Raw genomic sequence first — 17244 nt, forward strand, 5'->3', positions numbered from 1 at the left:
TTGTTAGTACTAAGTGGAGGTATACAATCATGTTTAAAATAAAGGCAGAAGAATATAGTTGCCCTGTTGAAGCGTTATCTAATATTTTAGGTAAAAAATGGGTGGCCACTATTATATGGACATTACAAAAAGAGGAGAAACGTTTTGGACAGCTTCAACGCGAAATAGACGGATGTACTAAGAAAATGCTTTCACAGCAGCTAGATTTATTAATGGAACAAGGAATTGTAGAAAATGAAAAAGTGATAAGTGGTAATACAATGGAATCTAAGTATTATTTGAGTGAAACGGGATTATCATTACTTCCTATTGTGGAGCAGATGATTGAGTGGGGAAATAATCATTTAACTTGTGATTAATAAGTGACCTGGTTACAGAAAAGTGTCTAATTGTTATGATACGCTATTTCTGATAGATTAATTATTGATACCTAGTGGATTGGTTATGTATGAAGAAAGTAGAGGTGAAGTGAGTGGAGAAGCTTAATTTAGTTGTAGTATTTATAGAAGGATTGGTATCCTTCTTATCCCCTTGTGTTTTGCCTATTTTACCAGTGTACTTAGCAATGCTTTCTCAGAACACTGATAATGAAGGACAAGCAAAACGTAATAGGAAAACATTATTAATTAACACCCTATTATTTGTATTAGGTATATCTACAACCTTTCTTATTTTAGGAACAGGGGTAGGATTTATCAGGCCGTTTTTAATGAGTAATAAGAATGTCTTTTTAGGTTTAGGAGGACTACTTATTATTGGTATGGGCTTGTTTTATATGGATCTACTCAAAATAGATGAACTTCAACGAGAGAAACGTATGCACTATCAAGTAAAAAAGATGAATCCTTTAGCTGCGTATATTTTAGGGTTTACTTTTAGTTTTGGTTGGACACCTTGTATAGGACCTATGCTAGCGTCTGTTTTGGTAGTAGCTTCTACAAGTAGTAATGCACTAACAGGTTACTTGTTAATAGGTGTGTATACTTTAGGATTTGTAGTACCATTCTTGCTTTTAGCAGTATTTGCGGAAAAAATGATAGAGCTTTTAGAACGTGTTAAGAGTAAGGGGCTAAGCATAAAAAGAATAGGTGGTATGTTACTTGTATTAACTGGGCTTGTTTTTTTAATGAATGGATTAACAGGACCGAAGGAAGTCATTACTAAGCCTACGAATGAAAAAGTACAAGAACAAAGTTCGTCAAAAGAAGAACAATCAAATGAAGAAGCAGAAGTAGATGAAGAAGCTGTTTTAGCACCGGATTTTATTCTGGAAGATCAATATGGTAATACACATAAGCTTAGTGATTATCAAGGGAAAACAGTGTTTTTAAACTTTTGGGCTACCTGGTGTCCACCTTGTAAAAAAGAGATGCCAGATATAGAGAAGCTTTATGAAGAATATGGTTTAAATGAAGACGAGGTGATTGTATTAGGTGTAGCCATGCCTAATATAGGAAGAGAAGGCAGTAAAGAAGACATTATTGCATTCTTAGAAGATGAAGGGTATACCTTCCCTGTTGTATTTGATGAAAGTGCTGAACTTATGTATAACTACCAAATCACAGCATTCCCAACCACTTTTATTATTAATCCTAAGGGTGAGGTTGCTTTATATGTGCCAGGAGCTATGGATTTGAGCACAATGAAAGAACTTGTAGAAAAATATTAATAAACAAAACAAAGGAGGATACAGCCATTAGCTGATCCTCCTTTGTTTTGTTTATTAAATAAAGGATGTCTAGTATAACGTATCAATAGCAGATTCAAAAGAGGTACATTGATAAACCATAAAATATTTAACGAATTCTCTGGTAAGGGTAGTAATATCACTAAATACATAATTGGTAGTACCTTTGATAAAGACAATTTCACTGCAAGTAGTATAAGCCATAGTTGGAATAAATTCTTTAAAAGTCCAGTCCATATCCTCAGCACCTGTTCCAAAGGCAGAGGTAACATCAATGACCATATTAGAAACCCTATATTTCTTTAAAAGATAAAGCGCATAGTAGAAAGGGTCACGATAGTCATTGCCAACACAAGGCTTTTTCCATTGCATAAAGACGATGTAGAGATCAGGTCTATAGCAAACATGACAGAAAGCTGTATCAAACATACTTTCACTCCTTTATAAGGTGGTCGTATTTTATTTATATATTCTAGTATAGCTTAATTGTACCTAAAATTAAATATATTTCGATTAATATGTTCATAAATTGTTAATCTTTTTACTTTGATGAGATTTTAAAATAGAAGATTAACAATTTAATGTGTCTTATTTTTATCAATTATCAAAAATTGTTTTAGAAAAATAATAATATATTAGGTGAAATTTGGCATAAAGATTGTGTTTAGATTAATAAAATAGAGATGTATATAAAAATAAAACAGATATAATAGAAGTGGCAAGTCACTATAGTCTGTAGGAGGGATTTTATGGATTTAGTAGTACTAGTACCTATTTGTTCAATCATTGCATTACTATTTGCAGTGTACTTCAGCAGAAAAGTACTAAAAATGAGTGAGGGAACAGAAAAAATCAAAGAAATTGCATCAAGTATACGGGTAGGAGCAAAGGCATATTTAATTAGGCAGTATAAGGGTGTGGCAATCTTTTTTGCAGGAATGTTTGTAGTGCTTTTTATTTTAAGTAGGCTTGACTATGTAAGTGTTTTTGTACCGTACGCCTTTTTAACTGGAGGATTTTTCTCTGGATTAAGTGGCTTTTTAGGTATGAAAATAGCAACATCCGCTAACTCTAGGACGACCTGGGCATGTACAAAGAGTTTAAACTCGGGACTTAGAGCAGCATTTTCTAGTGGTGCAGTAATGGGGCTAGTAGTAGTAGGTTTTGGCTTGTTAGATTTAAGTATTTGGTATTACATATTAGAATGGTATTATAGAGCATTACCAGAAGCAGAGCGTATTGTTTATATTACTTCTTCAATGCTAACCTTTGGTATGGGTGCTTCTTCTATGGCATTATTTGCAAGAGTTGGTGGAGGAATCTTTACTAAAGCAGCAGATGTAGGAGCAGATTTAGTAGGTAAAGTAGAAAAGGGAATTCCAGAAGATGACCCTAGAAACCCCGCTGTTATTGCAGATAATGTGGGGGATAATGTAGGAGATGTAGCAGGACTTGGAGCTGATCTTTATGAGTCTTATGTAGGTTCTATTATTTCTTCATGTGCTTTGGCTGTGGCAGCAGGCTTAGGGATGAAGGGTGTTGTTATCCCTATGTTGGTAGCGGCTATAGGGGTTATTGCTTCAGTTCTAGGTACCTTTTTTGTAAGAACAGGGGAAAAGGCTTCCCAAAAGATGTTACTTAGAGCTTTACGAAAGGGTGTTTATTTCTCAGCTATCGTCATTATGATTGCAGCTTATTTCCTCGTTGTTAATGTACTAGGACAGGAACATGTAGGTATTTACTTTGCTATTTTAAGTGGACTGATTGCAGGTATTGGTATTGGCTTTTTTGCAGAATACTTTACAAGTAGTCAATACAAGCCTACAAGACAATTAGCAGAGTCTGCCCAGACAGGTTCAGCTACTGTTATTATTAGTGGTATTTCAATAGGTATGCTGTCTACCTCTGTACCTGTTATTATTGTGGGTATCTCAGTTATTGCCAGCTATCTTTTAGCGGGTGGTGCTGATAACTTTAATATGGGCTTATATGGTATTGCTATTTCAGCTGTAGGTATGCTTTCTACATTAGGGATTACCTTAGCCACAGATGCTTATGGACCTGTGGCAGATAATGCAGGTGGTATTGCAGAAATGGCAGAGCTTGAAAGTGTGGTAAGAGAAAGAACAGATGCACTTGATTCATTAGGTAATACAACTGCAGCTACAGGTAAAGGCTTCGCTATTGGTTCAGCAGCCCTTACTGCTTTAGCATTTATTGCAGCATATAAAGATTCTATAGAACTGTTAGTCAAACAAAGAGGTTTAGATTTTACCTTTGATTTATCGATTATTAACCCACAAGTCTTAATAGGTTTATTTGTAGGTGGTATGGCTACCTTTGTATTTGCAGCATTTGCTATGAGTTCTGTTAGTAAAGCAGCAGGCAAAATTGTGGTTGAGGTAAGAAGGCAGTTTAATGAAATTCCAGGACTAATGGAAGGTAAGGCTAAGCCAGATTATGCTGCTTGTGTAGATATTTGTACAAAAGCATCTCAAAAAGAGCTAGTTAAAATTGCTTTATTAGGTGTTGTTTCTCCATTAGCAGTTGGCTTATTATTAGGTCCAAATGGTGTAGCAGGTTTATTAGCTGGTGCCACTACTACAGGTTTTATTCTGGCTGTAATGATGGCTAACTCTGGTGGTGCATGGGATAATGGGAAAAAGTATATTGAAGAGGGTAATTTAGGTGGCAAAGGTTCTGATGCACATAAAGCAGCAGTAGTAGGTGACACCGTAGGAGATCCATTTAAAGATACAGCAGGTCCAGCCATTAATATTTTAATTAAACTTATGGCGATGGTATCCATCGTATTTGGTATGTTTATATTAACCTGGTCTATCTTATAAATTTCAAATAAAAGGTTACTTCATTAGAGGTAACCTTTTATTTTTCTATACTATATCTTAATATATTCCATCTCATTGCTTAAGCACCATGTTTTAATTTGAAATTTATGTATCAATGATGTATCATGTCAATTAACTGATAGATACTGCTTTGGATAGGAGGTTGCTTATGCAAATGACCTATATTGGACATAATCATGTCCATGACATGGATTTTAAAATTGAACGTCCCGATGGATGTGGTGATTATCTTGCGCTGCTTATAAAAAGCCCTGCTTTATTTCATGTGAATGGACAAGATGTATATACCTCACCTAATATATTTTTTCTATACCAAAAAGGAACACCTCAATATTATGAGGCTTACAAACAGCCTTTTTCTAATGATTGGTTTAATTTTACACTTGATTCTGGTGATGAGGATTTCTTGAAAAAGCTACATATTCCATTTGAAAAGCCTATTCCCATCAATAACATGCAATACTTTTCTTTGCTGATTAAAAATATGACATATGAATATTACGCTGGGCAGAATTATGGCCGTGAAGCATTAGACCATTATATGAGGCTTTTTTTATTAAAAATAGCTCAGGTCATACCCGCTCTTAATAAGGGCATTGAAAAGATTCATCATGACAAATTCTCTCTTTTACGTAGCAAGATTTATAGCGCACCTTATGAGAAATGGTGCATTGAGGGTTTAGCACATGAGGCTACGCTTAGTCCTTACTATTTTCAGCGTTTATACAAAAAAAACTTTGGTGTCACATGCTTAAAAGATATTATTAATGCGCGTATTGAATATGCTAAATACTACTTATCACAAACCAATCTTTCTATTAAATATATTGCTGAAACTTGTGGCTATGAAAATGATGTACACTTTATGCGTCAATTTAAATCTAGCACAGGTTTGACTCCTAGTGAGTTTCGCTTACAACAATACAAATCTTAAAAAAGCATTTTTCATCAGTAAACAAGCAAGATTAGTCATTGTTAAGACCTTTTGTTAAGGCTATCATTAATCTATATGGATTAAGAAAGAGGTGGAACCAATGAGTTTTTCTAAAGATTTTATGTGGGGCGTGGCAACTGCTGCTTATCAAATAGAAGGTGCTTATAATGAAGATGGAAAAGGGCTTGGGATCTGGGATACCTATTCTAGACTTCCTAACACCATTAAAAACGGAGAAAATGGAGATATAAGCTGTAATCATTATCACCTTTATAAAAACGATATTATGCTTATGAAGGAAATGGGGATCAAGAACTACCGTTTCTCTATTAGTTGGCCTCGTGTATTTCCAGATGGCATAGGTAAAATTAATAAGCAGGGTTTAGACTTTTATTCTGACTTGGTGGATACCTTATTAGAAAATGGGATTACCCCTTTAGTGACGCTCTACCATTGGAATTTACCCAATGCCTTGCAAAGAAAAGGAGGGTGGCTAAATCCAGAAAGTAGCGATTGGTTTGCTGACTATATAAAGGTAATCGTTGACCATCTTTCTGACCGCGTAACTTATTGGATTACGATTAATGAACCTCAAGTTTTCGTAGGATTAGGTTATAAAGATGGGGTGCATGCGCCGTTTTATAAACTTCCTACAAGTGAACTGACACAAATGTCTCACAACATTCTTTTAGCTCATGGAAAAGCTGTTAGAACCATTAGACAGTATGCAAAGAAAAAAGCGATTATTGGCTTTGCTCCAACAGGTCCTTGTTCTATTCCTCATTCAAGATCAACAGAGGATATTGAAGTAGCTAGAAAGTGTAGCTTTGCCCTGGATCGAGATAACTTTATCTTTACAAATAGCTGGTGGGGGGACCCTATTGTATTTGGCCAATATCCAGAGGAAGCCTATAAAGCCTTGGGAGAGGATATGCCTTCCATTAATCCAGGAGATATGGCTATTATCTCAGAGCCTATTGATTTTTATGGTGCTAATATTTATCAATCTCAAAATGCTTTTGCTACTCCCAAATATCCAGGGCAACCAGTAACGAGTTTAGGATGGGCAATTACGCCGGAAGTCTTATATTGGTCACCTAAATTTTTATATGAGCGATATAAATTACCTATTTTAATTACTGAAAATGGTATGGCAGGTTGTGACTTAGTTCATCTAGATGGCAGGGTGCATGATGATTATCGTATTGATTTTTTGACTCGTTATATTAGTGCTTTAAAACAAGCTGCTGAAGATGGCATAGAAGTGATGGGATATATGCATTGGTCATTTCTAGATAACTTTGAATGGGCAAAGGGGTATGCGCCTCGATTCGGTCTTGTATATGTTGATTATCTTACACAGCGTCGTATCATCAAAAACTCAGGTTATTGGTATAAAAAGGTTATGGGTACAAATGGCGAAAGTTTATAAATTATTTCTATGAACCTATTAAGCTTGTTACATAAAAACAGAGAATTGCTGAGAGTACTGTAAGCTGTTCCCTGCCAAGTAGACAATTAAAAAATAAAAATTTTTTCTGCCAGTAGGTATAATCTACTGGCAGTTTTTATGATGCTTTAAATACATGTCACGTTTTTCACTGGGGCTAACACACCTAAATGTTTATGTACCATCTATAATATGTTAATCGAGACACATCACTAAGCTTGCATAATACACAGATAGTTTTAAAAAATTATGAGGATATTTAAAGAAAAATACAATTTGAAAATTGCAAAATATATTTACTTCAATTATAGTTAATATAAGCAAGGGGAAAATAAAATGACAAGAAGTAGGGTTAAAAAGAAAGGGGAGAAGAAATGAAAGGATTTAAAGCATTAGGAGCTGTAGTTGGATTAAGTGTATTATTGACTAGTACTATTATTTTAGGCGCAAGAACAAATCAAGAGACAAAGCTTGTACCTATAAAAGACGAAGCAGAATTAGTAAGGCTATTAACAGATAAAAAAATACTTGTAGAACCAGAAACTTTAAGTGAGTACGAAGTACTCAGAGGCTTAGAAAACACCGTGCCTAATACACAGGACATTGTAGCCAATGATCAGACTAGCGATATGAAAAGTGCCACATCAGAAGGTGGTTATTCAGAAACTAATATTCAAGAGCAAGGAGTGGATGAAGATGATGTACTAAAAAATGATGATAGATACATCTATAAACTAGTAGACCATAGTAAGATTATGATTATGGATACTCAACCTAGTTTGCATATTATAGGGAAGATAGAAAGTGATATGGTTCAGTTTAACAGCATGTTTTTAGAGGGTAACCAGCTTATTGTCATAGGTAGTGAAGGACGTCGTTATGAACCTAGAGAAATTCCAATTACTTTAGAAAACGGTGAAGTGGTTAATCAAATCGCTAGGCAGTATACCAATATTAGCATATACGATGTAAGTAATAAAAAAGAACCAAGATTAAAACGTGAAATTTCTGTACAAGGCAATAAACATACAATGAGAAAGATCGAAGATAAGCTTTATTTGGTTACAGAAAGTATGATTATGAGGAAAGCAAATAATGCTTATACAAAGGAAGATATATTGCCAGCTTATAAGGATAGCTTGCAAGGAGAAGAACTACAATTAGCTAAGCCTAACCAGATTTATGATGTACCCTGGGCTCAAACCAGATATATGTTAAATACAACTGTATTAACAACAATAGATTTAAAACAAAGTAAACCTACAGAGCTGAAAATGCTTTTAGGAGCTATAGGTAATGTTTATATGGATAAAGAAGCAATGTTTCTAGAAATCTATGGTGGCTATAGTACCATTAGCCGCTTTAATGTGGAGGGACAGAGCTTAAAGTATGTAGGAACAGGTGTCATAGAAGGCAGGTTATATAATCAATTTGCTATGGATTTATATGATAATTATTTACGCGTAGCCACCACTAGCTATAATCAGCAAACGTATGAAACCATAAATAATCTATTTATCTTTGATAAACAAATGAATCAAGTAAGCAGCTTAACGGGTTTGGCTCCTACTGAACGTATTTATAGTGCTAGATTTGAAGGGAAAACAGGGTATTTAGTAACGTATAAGCAAATGGATCCTTTGTTTGTACTAGACTTAAGCAATCCTAAAGAACCAAAGGTAAAAGGTCAATTAAAAATTCCAGGAGTAAGTACTTATCTCCATCCCATTGCAGAAAATTTAGTAGTTGGTATTGGAATAGCCACTATGGATGAAGAAGAAGGTGGCAGTCAATATAGCAATGCTTCGGCTCTGCAAGCAGGAATTAAACTATCCCTTTTTGATGTGAGTAATCCAAATGAACCAAAGGAAGTGAATAAAATTATTCTAGGAACTAGAGGGAGCTACAGCAGTGCCCAATATAATCACAAAGCAGTTACTGTTCATAAGGGAAAAGCAATGCTAGCTATTCCTGTTACAATTATTTATAATAAAGAAAAAAACTTAGAAAATTTTTATGGCGCGTATGTGTTTGCAGTAGAAAATGGTAAGTTGGTAGGAAAAGCTAAACTAGGAAGGCTTACTAATAGCTATGGGTATTATTATGGCTATAATGAAGATCGAGTGTGTTACATAGGTAACAAACTTTACTACTTATATGAAGATAAAATAAATGAGTATGAAATAAGTAACTTTAAACGACTTCAAACTTTAACAATGCAATAAAATAATTGTTACTTTCTTTAGAGGGGAGTATAATGTTGATTAAGAATTAAGAATTAAGAATTAAGAATTAAGAATTAAGAATTAAGATAAATAAGAAATAGCAAGGGAGCTTGTGGGAGCAGGCTGAGAGGAAGTCATCTAACTTCGACCTTTATAACCTGATTTGGATAATACCAGCGAAGGGAGCAACCAGTGAACTCATAGTAGGTCATACCCTAATGGTATGGCCTACTATTTTTAATTATATAAAAAATAAAGAAGGAGAAAGTCAATGCTTGATGATGTGATTGAGAAAGTAAGAAAACTAGTACCACTTATACATTGTATTACAAATTATGTAACAGTTAATGATGTAGCTAATAGCTTATTAGCAGCTGGTGGTTCGCCTATTATGGCAGATGATTTAGGAGAAGTAGAAGAAATGACAAGCTTATGTCAAGGTTTAGTCCTTAATATTGGAACGCTTAATCGAAGAATAACAGCTTCTATGCTCTCCGCTGGGAAAAAAGCTAATGAATTAGGACACGTAGTGGTACTAGATCCAGTGGGAGCAGGTGCTTCAAAGCTACGTACAGAAACAGCTCTTCAGCTAATAAAAGAGATTCACTTTGATGTTATTAAAGGGAATATTTCAGAGATTAAAACTTTAGTCTTTGGTGATGGGAATACACAAGGTGTAGATGCCGCAGAAGGTGATGTTGTAACAGAAGAGAATTTAGATGAAATGATTTGTTTTGCTAGAAAGTTAAGTGAAAGGACAGGGGCTATTATTGCTATTACAGGAGCTATTGATCTTGTGGTAAATACCAGTAAAGCTTATGTAATTCGTAATGGTAACCCATTAATGGCCAAGATTACAGGGACAGGCTGTATGCTCACAGGCATTATGGCAGCTTATGTAGCAGCTCATAGGGAAAAGGCTATAGAAGCGGCGGTGATGGCCATAAGTGCTATGGGATATTGCGGAGAAATTGCTTATGAAAAATTAAAGCAAATAGAGGGAGGAACCTCGACCTATAAAATGCTAATGATTGATGAGATAAGTAAACTAACTGATGAAAAACTAAAAGGGGGTTGTAAAATTGAAGTGCGATAAAAAGGATTTATTACTTTATGCTGTAACAGATAGAAGCTGGGTAGGTAAAGCCAGCTTAGAAGAGCAAGTCAAAGAAGCTTTAGAAGCTGGAGTTACTTTTTTACAACTAAGAGAAAAAGAGTTGTCAAAGGAAGCCTTTATTGAAGAAGCAAAAAGAATAAAAAAGCTAACAGATTTTTACCATATTCCTTTTATCATTAATGATGAAGTAGAAGTTGCCTTAGCAGTAAATGCAGATGGTGTCCATGTAGGACAAAAGGATATGGAAGCAGAGAATGTAAGAAAACTAATAGGACCTAATAAAATTCTAGGTGTATCAGCCCAAACAGTAGAGAAAGCCTTACGTGCAGAAGCTAATGGTGCTGATTACATAGGTGTAGGTGCTGTATTTTCCACCTCAACCAAGCAAGATGCAAAAGGGGTATCTTTTGAGACCTTAAAGGCTATTTGTAATGCTGTACATATTCCAGTTATTGCAATAGGGGGGATTACCAAGGATAATATGGTGCAATTAAAAGATTCAGGGATTGTAGGGGTAGCAGTGGTATCCGCTATATTTGCTAGTCAAAACATAAGAGAAGCAACCTGTGCCTTAAAGGAGAAAGCAGAGCAAGTAATAGGTAGGTGAAATAGAAATTTGTCGGGGACTTTACGGGCTATATGGGCGGAACTGAGAGAGGGTGGCTACCTATCGTGGCTTGGCTCCGCATTTCCAGTAGGCACTAAGCTCACTTTTTTGGATGAACGCCCACAAACTCGGTTCCCGGGGGCACGTGGGCTAAGTACCATCCAAAACGTTCGCTAAGTGCCTACTGAAAATACTCCGAAGTCACCCCGTCAGGCAGCCACCCTCTCTCAGTTCTACCAGCAATAACGCGTAAAGTCGCCTCCATTAAGTGTTTTCAAGAAAAAACAAAACTTGTTATTATCTTTTTTCTGCACTTTTCACTTAGGGGTTTGAACGCTTAAGAGATCAATAATGCTTGTAAGGCTCCCTAGCTTCCTTACAGAGCTACTTCTTGGCAAAACAGACTTATAGGAAGCTTTATACGTTATTGCCTTGGGCGCCTGCCCCCGGCTTCGAGTATTTTTTAACTGTCGTTACGCCTTCTTTCCACGCTGCTTCACTGTCTTGGATGTTTATGAGGTCAACAACGTTTGTGAAAATGAGTGGGTATGGGTGCCTGGAGTAGTGACTTGGGAGCATTTTTTAGAAGCACTTAGTGAACGTTTTAGATGGGTTTTAGGCAGCTGTTTGAACGAAGTGAGTTCTGCCGTTCATCTAAATAAGTGAACTTAGTGCTTCAAAAAATGTGAACCGGAACAACGGAAGGCACCCATACCCACTCATTTTCTCTCAGACGTACTTCTCATAAACGCCAAGACAAATTTCTATTTATGGTACCAATTGAATGGATAGTTATCAAAGAATAATAAAGATAAAGGGGTAATGAGATGAAAAAAATATTGACGATTGCGGGTTCAGATTGTAGTGGTGGTGCTGGCATTCAAGCTGATATGAAGACGATTACGGCGCATAAGATGTATGCCATGAGCGTGATTACAGCTTTAACAGCTCAAAATACCACAGGCGTTTATGGTGTAGTGGATGTAGCAGCTGATTTTGTGGGAAAACAGTTAGATGCTATTTTTACAGATATTGTACCTGATGCTGTAAAGATTGGTATGGTATCTAATGAAGGAATTATTAAAGTAATTGTAGAAAAACTTGTACAGTATGATGCAAAACACATTGTAGTAGATCCAGTCATGGTGGCTACTAGTGGTGGTAAACTATTAAATCTAGGTGCAGAGAGTGCTTTAGTAGAGAAGCTCTTACCATTAGCTGAAGTCATTACTCCTAATATTCCAGAAGCTGAATGCTTATGTGGTTTTTCGGTTCAAAGCAAAGAGGATATGTTAAAAGCAGCTGAAGTGATTTCAAATAACTTGTCAGGGGCTGTACTTATTAAAGGAGGGCATTTCACAGAAGGTGCTGATGACCTATTATATAACAAAGGAAAAGCGCTATGGATTGTAGGAGAAAGAATTGCTACAGATAATACCCATGGGACAGGGTGTACATTATCTTCAGCTATAGCATGTAACTTGGCAGTAGATTTCACTCTAGCTGAAAGCATAGAAAAAGCAAAGTTTTATGTAAGAGGTGCATTAGAAGATGGGTTAAATCTAGGTAAAGGGAACGGGCCTTTAAATCATTGTTATAACCTAAATAAATGATAAGCATCTTAGTAGAACAATTAAAGCCACCCAATATCCTTTAAGTAAAATCTATGAGGAGAGATTTGGTGGCTTTTCTTTATTTTAATTTAGAATGAGAGACTAAATAGTGTTTTCAATTTTAAAATTATTAATGTGAATAATTATTTATGAAATGTTTTTAAATATTTAGAGAAGATTTGTTACATCTGCTACGATCTGTTCTACTGTTAAGCGATTTTTATAAAGTACGTCATTAACATCATAGCGATCAAGGAATTCTTTCCTCAATCCATAATTGAGTACCTTCACATCTGAAGCACCATAAAATCTTGTAATTTTCTCACCAAAACCACCGTCTAATATACCATCTTCTAAGGTAATAACGATATCATGAGTTGCTTTAAGGGATTCTAATAATGGTTTATCAATGCCAGTAATATAGAGTGGATTGATAAGAGTTGGGGTTATACCTGTTTGATCAGTAATGGCATTTGCAACCTTAGTGCCTAGCGTATAGAATGTACCCAATGCCACAATAGCCACTTTATTTCCTTTGTGTGTGACTTGATATTCATTAAGTTTACTAAAATCCTTAATAGCAGGTTCACCAGTAGAAAGCATATTCCCTCCTGGCACACGGATAGCTACTGGATGTTCCTTTTGAGTAGTACTCCAATCAAGTAGAGCTAGATATTCTTCTTTGGTAGTAGGTGCTAAGTAAACCAGATTTGGGATATTAGCCATTAGAGGAATATCATAGATTCCAAGGTGTGTTACATCATTCATACCATATACGGAAGCAGCATACACAATGATGGTTGCTGGATTATTATTAATACAGAGATCTTGAGAAAGTTGATCAAAGGTTCTTTGAATAAAGGTGCTATAGACACCATATACAGGGATACCACCATTAGCTGCAATACCTGATGCAAGTGCAACAGCGTGTTCTTCAGCAATGCCCACATCCACAAATTGTTTACCGGCTTCCTTCCTTTTATCTTCGGTGAAGCCCAAGACTGTAGGCGTTGCAGAAGTAATAGCAACTAGGGCCCGATTTTCTTTCATTTTTTGTAGCAGAAAATCACTTGTTATACTAGAGTAATCCTCACCGTCAAAAGTAAGGGTAGGTTTCCCTGTCTCTATGTCAAAGGGCATACACCAGTGCCAAGACTCCTTGTTTTCTTCAGCTAAGGCATAGCCTTTGCCTTTTTGTGTACAAATATGAACAACGATTGGATGGTCAATATTTTTTACTTTTTCAAAAGCAGTAATAAGCGTTTGTATATCATTACCTTCTTTTACAAAAAGGTAATCAAGACCCATTGCTTTAAATAAGTTACATTCGGCCTTTCCTTCTGTCTCTCTAAGTAGTTTAAGGTTTTTGTAAAGGCCACCATGGTTTTCTGCAATAGACATATCGTTATCATTAACAATAATAATGAGGTTGCTATTAAGTTCCGGTGCAAAGTCTAATCCCTCTAATGCTTCGCCGCCACTTAAAGAACCGTCCCCAATAATAGCAATGATGTTTTCCTTATCTCCTTTTAAATCCCTAGCTTTTGCTAAACCACATGCAAGGCTGATAGAAGTTGAAGTGTGACCGATGGTAAAGAAATCATGTACACTTTCCTTTGGATTACTATAGCCGGTTATATCATCATAATGTGCTTCGTAAAGGAAAGCATTTTTTCTTCCTGTAAGCATCTTATGGCAATAGCTTTGATGAGAGACATCATACACCATTTTATCTATTGGTGAATTGAACACATGATGAAGTGCGATTGTAGCTTCCACCATACCGAAGTTTGGTCCAAAATGTCCACCACGTTTACTTAGTTTTTCTAAAAGTGCTTGACGCATTTCCTCTGCTAATTCCTTTAACTGCCTATCATTTAGTTTATGTAAATCTGATGGCTGATTGATTTGTTCTAAATACATTGTGTTTCCTCCTAACGATGTTAAATCTCTTTAATGGTTTGATTAATTCTAAGTAAGCTTACCTGTTTTACTCTATCTTCATAGTGTTCTACAAAGGATGAGTCTATTGTAAGCCTTGGAGTGAACTCCAAGTCAATACTTTTTTGTTTTTCTCTATTTTAGGATTAAGATAGGTGTAAGTTAGATGATTAAGGGCATAATAAAACCTCCAATAAACATGAAGTAGGTGCAGACTACTAAGTGTTTATTGGAGGTTTTCTGCTTTACTCGGCAGGTGTATTTCTAGATACCCATTGATTGTTAGTAGCAGATTTCTTTGCTTTATCGTGAAAATATTTAGTGCCTTCGGTGCTTTGATTAGATGAATCGCTGCACCATTCATTATTAGTGGGTGATTTAGGTGCCTTGGAATTACTCATAATATGTGGCCTCCAATATGATTGAGTTTAAGAGTACATATTTATTATGATGCAAGGACGCTAAAAACATACCGGAAAATCATGGTTGAAGGCAAAGTGATGTTTTTAATAAAAAGTAGAAGCTTTGACTCATGTAACTAAGTTACAGAGATAAAAGCCATTTATTAATAAGATAAAAGTAATTAGAAAAAAAGGAGGACATTTATGGCAATCCAAAAAAGAAAAAGATATGCAAGTGTATTAGAGAAAGAATGCGTGGCTTGTGGCACTTGTATTTTAGTATGCCCTAAATTAGCCATTACAGTACCGAGAGGCATTTATGCAGAGGTGAACACAGATTTATGCATAGGCTGTGGGCTTTGTAAAAAAGCGTGTCCAGCCTCTGTGATTGAAATGATTACAAATTTAGCAGAAGAGGAGATTAATAAAAATGAAAAAGAAAGAATGGTATAATTATTTATGGATTTTCTCTTCAATCTATTTGATTTTAGGGTTTATTAATATTCTTTTTGCATGGGTAGGATTAATTTGTTTCTTTGTTCCACTTATTATTTCCATAGTAAAAGGAAATAAGACTTATTGTAATAAGTATTGTGGTAGAGGGCAACTGTTTGAAGTTTTAGGCAATAAGCTAAAGTTATCTAGAAGAAAAGATATTCCTGCTTTTCTTAGAGCTAAATGGTTTCGCTATGGCTTTCTCATTTTTTTCTTAACCATGTTTGTGAATATGCTATTTATAACCTATTTAGTCTTTGCAGGAAATAAGGGTTTAAAAGAAGTTGTTACTTTGCTGTGGACGTTTAAGTTACCGTGGAACTGGGCTTATACAGAAAATATAGTAGCACCTTGGATAGCACAATTTGCGTTTGGCTTTTATAGTGTGATGTTAACCTCAAGTGTGATGGGCATCATAACAATGGTATTATTTAAGCCACGATCATGGTGTGTTTATTGCCCTATGGGTACTATGACACAAATGATTTGTAGAGGAAAACATCATTGATTTTAAAAGTAGCTGTTGCAAAAGGAAGGTGTTTGCAACAGCTACTTTTATACTTATAGACGATTGGATTATACAAGGATAAAATATATATCTTACATCAAATAAAATACATTTTAGTAAAAAATTAAACAATTATAAATAAATTTGATGACAAAATAAATAATATGTTGATATAATCAGTTTACACATTATTTAAACGAGGTGACTGGATGCTAGAATTGCTTTATTTAGAGGTAGATATATTAGGAATTGTTATTTTGATGATGTTGTTATTTAATCTCATAAAAAATCAGAGGAGAAAGATGCTACTCGACCAAAATTTATTTGCACTATTATTGATAACCAATCTATTTCTATTAATATGTGATGCGGTCATGTATCTTTTAAATCATAGACAATTTGCTTATGCCAGAGAATGGAATATAGTTATTACAACCATCTACTTTATTTTAAGTCCATTAATTTGCTTTTTTTGGCTGCTTTATAATGATTATAAAATAAATCAGAATAAGAAAAGATTATTAAAATATATGCCTATATATGTTATTCCCACTATAATAAGTACCTTTCTAACATTATTAAGCCCTATTACGGGATGGATTTATGCTATTGATAAATATAATGATTATCACAAGGGGAGTCTATTTATAGGCATTCCTCTTTTGGCATTTACTTATTTATTTTATGCGGCTTATTTAACCATAAAAAAAGGGAAGGAAAGTGATGATTTAACAAAAAAGGAATTATATCATTATATGCTTATACTTCCTATAGTCCCCTTTATTGGAAGTGTTGTGCAGTCATTTATATGTGGCGTATCGATTACTTGGATTTTGGTTACGTTGACGTTGCTAAATATGTATATTAATATACAAAATCATCAAATTTACACAGATCAGTTAACAGGTTTGTATAATAGAAAATTTATTGAAAACTACTTGTTAAATAATATGCAAAAGCCTAAGGATGGAATATTATTTGCATTATTTATTGATGTAGATAAATTTAAAGGTATTAATGATACCTTTGGTCATTTAATAGGGGATAAAGCACTTATTCAAATTGCTACTATTTTGAAGAGAGCTTGCAGTGTGAAAAAGGATTATTTAGCTAGAATGGGTGGAGATGAATTCCTTATTGTGGGGCGAAGAGCTAGTAGAGATGAAGTTGAGGCAATGACAAGGCAAATACAAGAACGAGTCGAAATATTTAATAAATCTGGACAAGCAGAATATATACTTTCCCTCAGTATGGGATATACCGTATTTGGTGAAAATAATATCCATACGATGGATGCATTTATTAATGGGGCAGATAAGCAAATGTATTGTCATAAACGCTCAAAGTAGTTAAAATGCAAATCGAATAGTAAAGTAAATTCAAAGGAAGTATCATA

General features: G+C 35.0%; 15 protein-coding genes and 1 riboswitch. Of the genes, 12 read left to right on the forward strand and 3 right to left on the reverse strand.

Features of this window, described 5'->3' with window-relative positions; genetic code table 11:
- The first annotated feature begins 29 nt into the window (after positions 1–29).
- Together QTL86_RS01070 and QTL86_RS01075 are read left to right on the forward strand one after the other, a co-directional pair.
- The gene (locus QTL86_RS01070) at positions 30–359 is read left to right on the forward strand and encodes a winged helix-turn-helix transcriptional regulator (protein ID WP_410496255.1); all 330 of its coding nucleotides are present in this window, start codon (positions 30–32) and stop codon (positions 357–359) included.
- Between the two features lie 113 nt (positions 360–472).
- A complete protein-coding gene (locus tag QTL86_RS01075) occupies positions 473–1669 on the forward strand; it encodes a cytochrome c biogenesis protein CcdA (RefSeq protein ID WP_410496256.1) in 1197 nt (398 codons plus the stop codon).
- A 69-nt stretch (positions 1670–1738) separates the two neighbouring features.
- Here QTL86_RS01075 and QTL86_RS01080 read toward each other — a convergent pair whose 3' ends face one another.
- Complete coding sequence (locus QTL86_RS01080) at positions 1739–2116, reverse strand: hypothetical protein (protein WP_013658140.1); 378 nt, start codon at positions 2114–2116, stop codon at positions 1739–1741.
- A gap of 320 nt (positions 2117–2436) precedes the next feature.
- On the opposite strand from QTL86_RS01080, the gene QTL86_RS01085 reads away from it, so the two are divergent.
- From QTL86_RS01085 to thiD, 7 genes are all read left to right on the forward strand, one after another.
- Entirely contained in the window at positions 2437–4536 is a 2100-nt protein-coding gene (locus QTL86_RS01085) for a sodium-translocating pyrophosphatase (RefSeq protein WP_410496257.1), read from the forward strand.
- Between the two features lie 169 nt (positions 4537–4705).
- A complete protein-coding gene (locus tag QTL86_RS01090) occupies positions 4706–5491 on the forward strand; it encodes an AraC family transcriptional regulator (protein WP_127067469.1) in 786 nt (261 codons plus the stop codon).
- A gap of 100 nt (positions 5492–5591) precedes the next feature.
- Positions 5592–6923 carry a GH1 family beta-glucosidase gene (locus QTL86_RS01095; RefSeq protein ID WP_410496258.1) on the forward strand — a complete coding sequence of 444 codons (1332 nt, stop codon included), beginning with the start codon at positions 5592–5594 and terminating at the stop codon, positions 6921–6923.
- A gap of 392 nt (positions 6924–7315) precedes the next feature.
- The gene (locus tag QTL86_RS01100) at positions 7316–9166 is read left to right on the forward strand and encodes a beta-propeller domain-containing protein (RefSeq protein ID WP_410496259.1); all 1851 of its coding nucleotides are present in this window, start codon (positions 7316–7318) and stop codon (positions 9164–9166) included.
- A 92-nt stretch (positions 9167–9258) separates the two neighbouring features.
- Positions 9259–9368: riboswitch (TPP riboswitch) on the forward strand.
- Positions 9369–9437: 69 nt separating this feature from the next.
- Complete coding sequence (thiM, locus tag QTL86_RS01105) at positions 9438–10262, forward strand: hydroxyethylthiazole kinase (RefSeq protein WP_410496260.1); 825 nt, start codon at positions 9438–9440, stop codon at positions 10260–10262.
- Entirely contained in the window at positions 10249–10890 is a 642-nt protein-coding gene (gene thiE / locus QTL86_RS01110) for a thiamine phosphate synthase (protein ID WP_410496261.1), read from the forward strand. The genes thiM and thiE overlap by 14 nt, the downstream gene beginning before the upstream one ends.
- A gap of 827 nt (positions 10891–11717) precedes the next feature.
- A complete protein-coding gene (gene thiD / locus QTL86_RS01115) occupies positions 11718–12503 on the forward strand; it encodes a bifunctional hydroxymethylpyrimidine kinase/phosphomethylpyrimidine kinase (RefSeq protein WP_410496262.1) in 786 nt (261 codons plus the stop codon).
- A 168-nt stretch (positions 12504–12671) separates the two neighbouring features.
- Here thiD and QTL86_RS01120 read toward each other — a convergent pair whose 3' ends face one another.
- Positions 12672–14426 carry a 1-deoxy-D-xylulose-5-phosphate synthase gene (locus QTL86_RS01120; RefSeq protein WP_410496263.1) on the reverse strand — a complete coding sequence of 585 codons (1755 nt, stop codon included), beginning with the start codon at positions 14424–14426 and terminating at the stop codon, positions 12672–12674.
- Positions 14427–14689: 263 nt separating this feature from the next.
- The gene (locus tag QTL86_RS01125) at positions 14690–14845 is read right to left on the reverse strand and encodes a hypothetical protein (protein ID WP_013658118.1); all 156 of its coding nucleotides are present in this window, start codon (positions 14843–14845) and stop codon (positions 14690–14692) included.
- A 204-nt stretch (positions 14846–15049) separates the two neighbouring features.
- Between QTL86_RS01125 and QTL86_RS01130 the strand changes: the two genes are divergently transcribed.
- From QTL86_RS01130 to QTL86_RS01140, 3 genes are all read left to right on the forward strand, one after another.
- Positions 15050–15298 (forward strand): 4Fe-4S dicluster-binding protein, encoded by a 249-nt coding sequence (locus QTL86_RS01130; RefSeq protein WP_013658117.1) that lies wholly within the window; start codon positions 15050–15052, stop codon positions 15296–15298.
- Positions 15276–15848, forward strand: coding sequence for a 4Fe-4S binding protein (locus QTL86_RS01135; RefSeq protein ID WP_013658116.1), 573 nt, complete (start codon positions 15276–15278; stop codon positions 15846–15848). The genes QTL86_RS01130 and QTL86_RS01135 overlap by 23 nt, the downstream gene beginning before the upstream one ends.
- A gap of 209 nt (positions 15849–16057) precedes the next feature.
- On the forward strand, positions 16058–17197 hold the full coding sequence (locus tag QTL86_RS01140; RefSeq protein ID WP_127067460.1) for a GGDEF domain-containing protein: 1140 nt from the start codon (positions 16058–16060) through the stop codon (positions 17195–17197).
- The last annotated feature ends 47 nt before the right edge of the window (positions 17198–17244 follow it).

The organism is Cellulosilyticum sp. ST5 (assembly GCF_046529625.1).
GTDB classification, from domain to species: Bacteria; Bacillota; Clostridia; order Lachnospirales; family Cellulosilyticaceae; genus Cellulosilyticum; species Cellulosilyticum lentocellum.

Bases quoted from the DNA above. Each gene is read 5' to 3' on its own strand.
- QTL86_RS01070 (WP_410496255.1), top strand. From the start codon at position 30: ATGTTTAAAATAAAGGCAGAAGAATATAGTTGCCCTGTTGAAGCGTTA.
- QTL86_RS01080 (WP_013658140.1), bottom strand. From the start codon at position 2,116: ATGTTTGATACAGCTTTCTGTCATGTTTGCTATAGACCTGATCTCTAC.
- QTL86_RS01085 (WP_410496257.1), top strand. From the start codon at position 2,437: ATGGATTTAGTAGTACTAGTACCTATTTGTTCAATCATTGCATTACTA.
- QTL86_RS01090 (WP_127067469.1), top strand. From the start codon at position 4,706: ATGCAAATGACCTATATTGGACATAATCATGTCCATGACATGGATTTT.
- QTL86_RS01095 (WP_410496258.1), top strand. From the start codon at position 5,592: ATGAGTTTTTCTAAAGATTTTATGTGGGGCGTGGCAACTGCTGCTTAT.
- QTL86_RS01100 (WP_410496259.1), top strand. From the start codon at position 7,316: ATGAAAGGATTTAAAGCATTAGGAGCTGTAGTTGGATTAAGTGTATTA.
- thiM (WP_410496260.1), top strand. From the start codon at position 9,438: ATGCTTGATGATGTGATTGAGAAAGTAAGAAAACTAGTACCACTTATA.
- thiD (WP_410496262.1), top strand. From the start codon at position 11,718: ATGAAAAAAATATTGACGATTGCGGGTTCAGATTGTAGTGGTGGTGCT.
- QTL86_RS01120 (WP_410496263.1), bottom strand. From the start codon at position 14,426: ATGTATTTAGAACAAATCAATCAGCCATCAGATTTACATAAACTAAAT.
- QTL86_RS01125 (WP_013658118.1), bottom strand. From the start codon at position 14,845: ATGAGTAATTCCAAGGCACCTAAATCACCCACTAATAATGAATGGTGC.
- QTL86_RS01130 (WP_013658117.1), top strand. From the start codon at position 15,050: ATGGCAATCCAAAAAAGAAAAAGATATGCAAGTGTATTAGAGAAAGAA.
- QTL86_RS01135 (WP_013658116.1), top strand. From the start codon at position 15,276: ATGAAAAAGAAAGAATGGTATAATTATTTATGGATTTTCTCTTCAATC.
- QTL86_RS01140 (WP_127067460.1), top strand. From the start codon at position 16,058: ATGCTAGAATTGCTTTATTTAGAGGTAGATATATTAGGAATTGTTATT.